The organism is Streptomyces tardus (assembly GCF_018101125.2).
Classification (GTDB): Bacteria; Actinomycetota; Actinomycetes; order Streptomycetales; family Streptomycetaceae; genus Streptomyces; species Streptomyces tardus.
This window is the reverse complement of sequence record NZ_JAELVF020000005.1, coordinates 121,126-122,914: the sequence shown is the minus strand read 5'-3', so window position 1 is coordinate 122,914 and position 1,789 is coordinate 121,126. Positions and strand designations below refer to the sequence as shown.

The window sequence follows — 1,789 nt, the reverse complement described above, 5'->3', positions numbered from 1 at the left end:
GCGGGTCCAGGTGGAGTGGGTGGTGTTGCCCAACGGGTCGGTTTCCGCGACGACTTGGTGGAGTTCGTTGTGGTGGAAGCGGGTGGTGGCGCCGCAGGCGTCGGTGTAGAGGGTGACGCCCGAGGCCATGTCGTATTCGAAGCGGCTGGACAACGCGCCGTCGGGGCCGACGGTTTCGAATACGCGGCCTTCGTGGTCGTAGAGGTACTGGAAGGTGTCGTTGTTGCGGTCGGTCCAGGAGGTGATCCGGTGCTGATCGTCGTAGGTGTAGATCAGCGGGAGGCCGGAGGAGTTGGTGATGTGGGTGAGGTTGCCGGCGGTGTCGTAGGCGTATGACCTGACCGGTGTGACGTCGCCGGTTTCGGGGTCGCGGACGGCGAGGGTGGCGATGCGGCCACCGGTGGTCGTGATGTCGACGTGGTAACCGCCCGTGTGGGTGACGGCGGTGGGGTTGCCGTTGCGGGTGCGGTGGAGGGTGACCGTGTTGTGGTTGCGGTCGGTGAGGTGCGTGAGCCAACGGCGGGTGGAGCCGGTAGTGGCGGAGTGGAAGTGGCGGGTGAGGCCGGTGTGGGGATCGGTGACGACGTAGGCGGGGAGGCCTGAAGCGGGTGCGTCGTCGGAGCCGGGCTGGTCCTCGTCCTGGCTGAGGGTGAGGGGTATGCGGGTGCCCTCTACCGGGCGTATGGGTTCGCCGGGGGTGGTGGGGAGGGTGGGGTAGTGGAGGATCGAGCCGTCCTGGCGGGCCCAACGGGCGCCGCCTTCGGTGTCGAGTTCCAGGCGTTCGTCGAAGAGGGAGGCCCAACTGGGGCCGAAGAACCGGCCGTAGCGGTAGTCCGTCTTGTGCTTGCGGCTGATGACGAGGGGAAGGATGCCGGGGAGGGTGAGGTCGGTCTCCTCCATGAACATCTTGCCGGTCGCGGCGCTGACCGGGTCACCACAGGCCTTGTCGCTCTTTCCGTCGGCCGCGAGGTCACGGTCCTTGGCGGGGTCGGTAGGGAGGTCCGGAGTTTCTACCGGGGTGTCCCCGTCGCGGTCCCCGTCCCTGTCGCCGTCGTCGGGGGCGGAGTCGTCGTCTTTGTCGCCCTTGCTGTCGCCGTCGTCATCGTGGTGGTCGTCGGCGGGGTCGTCCTGATCGCGGTCGTCGTTCCTGGGCGGGTCGCCGTCCTTCTCCTGGCGGCCGTCGTTGTCCGTTTCCTCGTTCCGGTCGCGGTCGCGGTCGCGGTCGGGGTCGCGGTCGCGGTCGGGGTGGGAATCGGCGTTGTCGTGCTTGTCGTCCGGGTGCTTGTCGTTGTCCCGTTCGGCAGGGTCGTCCTTGCGGCCGTCGGCGTCGTGCGGCTTGTCACCCTTGGGCCTGTCGGGGGCGTCGTCCGTGCGCTGTGGCGACTCGTCGTCCTTGGGGCGCTTCGGATCGTCGGTCTCCGGCTTGTCCTGGTCGTCGCGCTTGCCTTCGTCGCCCTTGGGGCGGTCGGTGTCTTCCCGGAGCTTGTCGCGATCCGAACGGTCTTTGTCATTGCGGTGGTTCGCGTCGTCGTCGTCCCGCTTGGAGTCGGAGTCTTCGGGATTGTCGTCGTCGCGCTTGGAGCCGGGTTCCTTGCGGGAATTGTCGTCGCCAGACTTGTCGCGGTCGGACGGGTGCTCCTCGTGAGGGGGCTTGGCGTCGTCGCGGTGTGAAGCGTCTTTGTCGTCGCGGGAGTTGCCGCTGTCATCGCGTCGGTCGGCGTTGTCGTGACTATGCGGCTCGGAGTCCTTGGGGCTGTCGTCGCGGTGCGGCGTGGCGTCGTTGTTCGGG

The 1,789-nt window shown here is 68.0% G+C and carries 1 protein-coding gene; it reads right to left on the bottom strand.

What is annotated here, in order from left to right; genetic code table 11:
* Nucleotides 1–1,789, bottom strand: a 1,789-nt coding sequence (locus tag JGS22_RS25720) for a DUF6531 domain-containing protein (RefSeq protein WP_236074459.1), incomplete at both ends; no start/stop codon positions are given.